The organism is Gemmatimonadota bacterium (assembly GCA_026702745.1).
GTDB lineage: Bacteria > JAAXHH01 > JAAXHH01 > JAAXHH01 > JAAXHH01 > JAAXHH01.
The window spans coordinates 1-6,215 of the sequence record JAPPBT010000057.1 but is presented as its reverse complement, the minus strand read 5'-3'; the positions used below and the strand labels follow the sequence as shown (position 1 = coordinate 6,215).

Below are 6,215 nucleotides of genomic sequence, written 5' to 3'. Positions count from 1 at the left end.
CCCCCCCCCCCCCCCCCCCCCCCCCCCCCCCCCCCCCCCCCCCCCCCCCCCCAGGAAACACCGGAGCGAGGGGATCAACAGATCTTGACTAGAATCTGTTCTTTATGCGGCACGTAAGTACAAACAGAGCCTTAAACCATCCTGCTTATCATGGATCAGACGCCAGCGCACGCACAACGGCTTCCGGATCTCGATCGATAACGGTCAGTAGAACGCGGGCTGCGCGGTCTGGAACGCGACGGCCTTGTTCCCAATCCTGTAACGCACGTGCGTCGAGACCGAATCGATCAGCGAATTTCGCCCGACTCAGTTTCATGCGGGTACGAAGCATCCGAACGCGATCAGCAGACGGGTCATCAACGATTCTGGATGGAAGCTCAATCTCGCCACGTACTTGAGAGAGTACCTCCCCCAGCGCTGTTTCGATATCTCGACCCAATGAGGTTCGTTTCGCAGTCAATTGATACTCCCAATCTTCTTGATCTCTGCAACTAGTTTTACAAGCACCTTCTTATCTGCCATAGTCAGGTCTTCACGGGCGGACTTTGCATATGCTGTTAGTATATAGATGACTTCTTTCCCTGTATGGTAGAAATATATCGTCCGAACTCCACCCCGCTTGCCACGTCCAGGTACGGTCCAACGAAACTTACGGATTCCTCCGGTTCCCGGTACAACCGGCGCTCCATCAGGGTCGGCTGCAATAGCAACCTCCATATCCCGTCGGCTGTGCTCCGAAAGCAACCTACGAATAGCCCGCTCGTAGGTCCGGGTAGTGATTATCTTCATTGTACAATATGCGGCACTGCCGCATATCTATCAAGCTTTTTATGAGTGTCTGCGTGGAGTTGTAGTCGGGATGTAATCGAGAACGAAACCGCTGGACCGCACTGTCGAGTCTACGGGGTCCAGGAGATGGCGCCTAGTGCGCCTCCTCCTTCATCTCATCCGCCGCCTTGCAGTTGCGGATCCAGATCTCGTCCTTTGTGGGTTCGAAGCCCTTCCAGGCATAGGGGTCTGTGCCGGAGACCGGGACGATGGCGCGCCGGTCGGCCGTGGCGGGGCGTTCGCCTTCCTGTATGCCCCAGGGCAGGAGGCTCCATGCGTTGCAGTAGTGGTTCACCAGCACGCGGCGGGGCTGGTCGCTCCGGTTCTTGTAGGACCGGTGCAGGAGATAGCCGTTGAAGAAGACCAGGGCCCCGGCGCGGACTTCGACAGGCACTTCCACGGACTCGTCGAAGCCATGACTCTCGGGGGCAAAGTCGAACTCGTCGGGGTTCTCGTGAGCCCGCTGGGGGTACAGGTAGCCGTTGCGATGGGAACCGGGGATGACGTACAGGCACCCGTTTTCGATGGTGGCGTCATCCACGGCGATCCATGCACCGATCAGGGACCGGTCCCGCGTGGGGATGAAGATCTCGTCCTGGTGCCAGGCCTGGCCCTGGAACCGGGGCGGTTTGATGAAGTACATGGACTGCATGCACTTGACACTACCGTCCCAGTAGGGCAGGTGGGCCGCGGTAATCTGGCTCAGCACGCCGCAGATCTTCGGATGGCGCACGTACTTCTCGATCACCTGGCTGACGAAGTGCGGCTGGTGTATGCACAGGATGCGCTGCAGCACGTCCTCGTCGGTGTCGTCGGTCTTCGGCGGATCGAGTCCCCGGCAGGGATACTTCCCCCGCGCCACGTCCACCAGGTCGTCCTTCAGTTCCTGCAGTTCCTCGCCGGTCATCAGGTCGGGCACGACGAGATAGCCGTTGTCCACGTAGAACTTGATCTGCTCATCGTCCACGATCCGGGGGACTTCGATCGCGGGTTCGGTCTGCTGGGAAAGGTCGGTCATGGTCATGGCTGGCCTCGGCGACATTCGGTTCAGGGCGGTGAATTCGAGCGCGAAATGGAGATGTTCCCGGCGTTATTCTTAATGAAACGCGGGGGTTTTGTCAACCGTCCATTGCCCAGCAGGGGATATTTCACCGCTCACTTCACCTCTAAGGGATTATTGCTGTTTTCGTACGCGCATTCCTTTATATTATCCCAAACCTAATCTACGTACCCGCGCGGCGTAAGCGGCGCGGTCCTGTTCGAACGAAGCCGCGGGGTAATCCGTCGCGGTCTCGTTTGAAATCCAAACAGATTCAGATGACAAGAGATTCCAGCCCAACAGCGAGGGGGATATCGTGCTGAAACCTGCAAACGGCACGCCGGGAGACGTGACCGATTATAGCTATACCCGTATCGAATACGACCTGGCCGAAGGTCGCGAAGTCAGCGTCGAGGACCACCGCGTCCAGGACGACATGGACTTCCTGGGCGGCATCGGCCGGTCCTTCAAGATCCTTTCGGGTTACGACGTGAGCGATCCCTTTGCGCCGGACGTCCCGCTGGTCATCAATACGGGCTGCTTCACCGGCACGCAGTTCATGACCGGTCTGCGGGCGTATTTCTCCGGCTATTCTCCCCTGAAGCGCACCCGAGCCGGCATGCCCATGCCCGTATGGTCGGCCATGAGCGGGAGTTTCGGCCGCAAGTTCTCCTATACCGGCATCGGCGACCTGATCCTCACCGGACGTGCCGACGTTCCCAGCTTCCTGGTGATCAGGCAGACCGACGAGGGCCCCGATATCTCCCTGGTCGAGGCCCCTGCGCACCTGGTCGGCGCACGGGTCCGGGACAAGATGGTCTATCTGGACGAGCACTACAACGATGGCGACAAGAACTACCATGCCCATTTCGCCGTCATTGGGCCGGCCGGCGAGCACTGGGAGACGGTTTGGTACGCCGCCGTGGTGGGGTCGACCCAGGAACAGCTGATGAGCGGAGAGGACAAGTGGCGGTTCGCGGGCCGGCTCGGCATGGGGTCCGTGGTCGGTTCCAAGAACATCCTCGGCATCGTGGCCAGGGCGGAGAACGACTTCTACCGCAAGGGCGACGACCGGCTCAAGGCCATCAACAACGAGATCGGACGGGGCGAGCAGAGCCGGGGATACCGACATCCCAACAACCGGAACGGACTGGGCGGAACGGGCAAGAACAGCAAGATACTCGACAGTTACGGGGTGCTGCCCTACCGAAACTTCGAGCCGCCCGGCGAGAACGTGGCCGTCCCGGTGCACCTGGAGACCATGCGGGAATCGGACGATTTCATCGTCATCGACAAGAGTTGCTACGGCTGCCAGATTACCTGCCACCAGGACTTCTACGACGTCCCGGAAGGCGGCAAGGATCCCGACTGGCGTAGGGCCCGAAGGAACCATGGAGAGTACCTGGGCCGATTCGAGTTCGAACCCATGGAACTATCCGGCGCCAACCTGGGCATCCTGGATCCCCACGACAACCTGGAGCTCGCCCGGCTGGACGACGACCTGGGGTTCGATACCATCTCGGCCAACGTCGTGATCTCCTTCCTGATGGATTACAATGCCCGGGGCAACGGCACCGTCGCGGGCGGCGTCACCTTCGGCGACGCGGAGGGCGCCCGCCGGCTCAAGGAGGATATCGCCTACGGACGCGAACCCCTCTTCGGCAAGGGCGTCCAGGCGATTGCCGAAGAGATCGGCGGCAAGGCCTTCGCCATGCACGCCAAGGGGGTCGAGTTCTCCGCCTACCTGGGACAGACCAATCCGGGCTATCCCTTCGCCGTGGCCGGCGGCCACATGTCCATGCGTACCTTCCTGCTGTACGTGATGGACCCGGACTGCAAGCCCGATTCCGCCGATTACTGGGTCCACAACATCACCGAGGAAGGCTGGAAGATGGTGAACAAGGACCTGCATGGGGGATGCCTGTTCACCATGGCCCCGCCGGACCAGGTCAGCGAGGGCATAGAGGCCGTTTTCGGGGTGCCTTTCTCGGCCGAGCGGGTGCTGGACGCCACCTACCGGGCCCACATCCTGGGTTTCGCCCTCGAGCAGAAACAGGGGATCACCCCGGACGAATACGACATGCCGGCCGATGTTTTCATCGGTCAGGCCAAGGGCGACCTGCCCGCCGTGCATTTCCTGACCAGGGAACTGTTCGAAGAGGTCAGGTCCCGTGTGCTGGAACGCCTGCACCAGGACGTGGAAACCCTCGGCTACGGTGGTCACGCGGTACCGGCGTCCGTCTAGACGATCCAGGCGGTCCGGAGACATGAATCCCAAGAACAAGCTCATAGGGGCTTCTCTCGCCATCGTGGTCATCCTGGGATTCGGAACCCTGGGATACAAGCTGCTGACGGAATGGACCTGGTTCGAAAGCTTCTACTTCACGCTGATCACCATCACGACCATCGGATATACCGAACCGGCCGGCTTCACCGAAAACGGCCGCTACTTCGGCACGCTGTTGATCGTCGTGGGCGTCGGGACGCTGGGCTACGCGCTGTCCGTCGCCGTACAGTCGGTCGTATCGCTCGAAATCGTCTCCTCAATGGGGAAGAGACGCCTCATGGATGAAATCCAGGAACTGAAGGACCACTACATCGTCTGCGGCGCGGGCCGCGTCGGCCGAAGAATCGGACAGGAAATCACTGACCGTGGCCTGGACTGCGTGCTCATCGAGACCGAAGACCGGGCAGAGCCCTTCGAATCGGACGGTTTTCGCTTACTGAAGGGTGACGCCACGAAGGAAGAAGTGTTGAAGTCGGCGGGTATCGAACGGGCGAGGGGCATCGTGTGCGCCGTGTCGTCCGATCCGGAGAACCTGTACATCACCCTGACGGCGCGGGACCTGAACCAGGACATACATATCGTGGCCCGGGCCAACGAGGAATCCGTGATCCCCAGGCTGACCCGCGCCGGTGCGGACAAGGTGGTCTCGCCGGTCATCACGGGTTCCCGGCAGATGGCGCAGATGCTGCTCAAGCCGGCCGTGGCCGACTTCATGGAGCTGGCGTCCATGGCGGACAAGCTCGACCTGGAACTCGACCAGATCGAGATCGGGCCTGGATCGGGGCTCGCGGGATCATCCGTTGGGGAAGGAGCCATCGGATCGAACCATGACGTCATCGTCATCGCCGTCCAGGGGTCCGGCGGAAACGTCCTGTTCAACCCGGGAAGCGACCGGACGCTGGCGTCTGGAGACATCCTGATCGTCATGGGAAAACGATACAACCTGAAGAACCTGCGCAGGACCGCCGATCCATCAGCCGTGCCATAGCGGCCAGCCCGGCCAGGTCGGCACTCCAGAACAGTACCGCACGCCAGGTCGGCGCGCCGGTTTCCTCACAACCCCTGCCTCAGGGACCGTAGAAACCGCTCCATGCCGTTGACGGCGTAGTCGAGGACGTTGGCGTTGTCCGGCACGCTGTGGTACCAGTCGCGAACGACCTCTTCCGCGGGCTTGCCCGCGAAATTGTATCCCCGGTCTTTCCCACCCCGCTTGTCCGGTTCCCAGATCCATAGGTACAGGCCGGCAAACCGCTCTTCCCCTTCCCAGGCCAGCCGCAGGGCCTGGTAACAACGCCGCTGCGCCTCCAGGTCGAGGGGATTCTCCGACACGTAGTTCCAGGGATGGCCGGCGACCCCGGACTGGCTCATGTAACCGATCTCGGTGAATAAAAGGAGTTTGTTCCATCGGGCCTGCCATCGCAGCAGGTCCTCCTTCACCGGTCGCCAGGCGGAAACCAGTTCTTCCACGGTGGGATCCTCGGATTCCGACAGTTCGTAGTAAGCCGATATCCCCGCGAAGTCGAGGTCGTCCCAGAAAGCGACCCGGTCATACCGGTCCCAGTTCGCGGAATAGGTCAGTTGCCCCGGGAAGATACGGCGCACCTCGGCGATGGTCTCCCTCCATTGACCGGTGAACCTTTCGGCCGATACGAGCTCGGTCCCCACGCTCAGATACTCGACGTCCATTTCCGCGGCCAGCCGGGCGTAATGGCGGATCATTCCGCGGTAACTTTCAAACCATGCCTCCCAATCGTCCGGGGATATGGTACCGCGCCATTCCCTCTCGCCGGGGCGGTCCAGGTTGACGATGGGCGTCAGCATGACCTTCAACCCCATCCGGTGGGCGAAATCGATGACTTCCCGGATCACGCTTTCGTGCTGTTCCCCGGTGGCGCCGTCCGACGGGCGGGTGAAATGGGTGACGGAATCCACGGAATCCTGCAGGATGAACACGGGGACGGAAAGGTGGGATGCGCCGAGGGCCGCGATGTCTTCCAGGGAGGACCGGTAGTAGGACATCCCCTCCGAGGCCTTGAACACCCCCAGGGCGTCGCCCTGGGG

Annotated in this window: 5 protein-coding genes; 2 read left to right on the top strand and 3 right to left on the bottom strand. The window is 61.3% G+C overall.

Features of this window, described 5'->3' with window-relative positions:
* Window positions 1–148 precede the first annotated feature (148 nt).
* Window positions 149–439, bottom strand: coding sequence for a helix-turn-helix domain-containing protein (locus OXH56_08755; GenBank protein ID MCY3555398.1), 291 nt, complete (start codon window positions 437–439; stop codon window positions 149–151).
* A gap of 483 nt (window positions 440–922) precedes the next feature.
* Complete coding sequence (locus tag OXH56_08750) at window positions 923–1,852, bottom strand: phytanoyl-CoA dioxygenase family protein (GenBank protein MCY3555397.1); 930 nt, start codon at window positions 1,850–1,852, stop codon at window positions 923–925.
* Window positions 1,853–2,183: 331 nt separating this feature from the next.
* Between OXH56_08750 and OXH56_08745 the strand changes: the two genes are divergently transcribed.
* Together OXH56_08745 and OXH56_08740 are read left to right on the top strand one after the other, a co-directional pair.
* The gene (locus OXH56_08745) at window positions 2,184–4,112 is read left to right on the top strand and encodes a hypothetical protein (protein ID MCY3555396.1); all 1,929 of its coding nucleotides are present in this window, start codon (window positions 2,184–2,186) and stop codon (window positions 4,110–4,112) included.
* A gap of 22 nt (window positions 4,113–4,134) precedes the next feature.
* Complete coding sequence (locus OXH56_08740) at window positions 4,135–5,142, top strand: potassium channel protein (protein MCY3555395.1); 1,008 nt, start codon at window positions 4,135–4,137, stop codon at window positions 5,140–5,142.
* 65 nt (window positions 5,143–5,207) lie between these two features.
* Here the strand turns inward: OXH56_08740 and OXH56_08735 are convergent.
* The coding region (locus OXH56_08735) for a hypothetical protein (GenBank protein ID MCY3555394.1) at window positions 5,208–6,215 on the bottom strand (1,008 nt) is incomplete at its 5' end.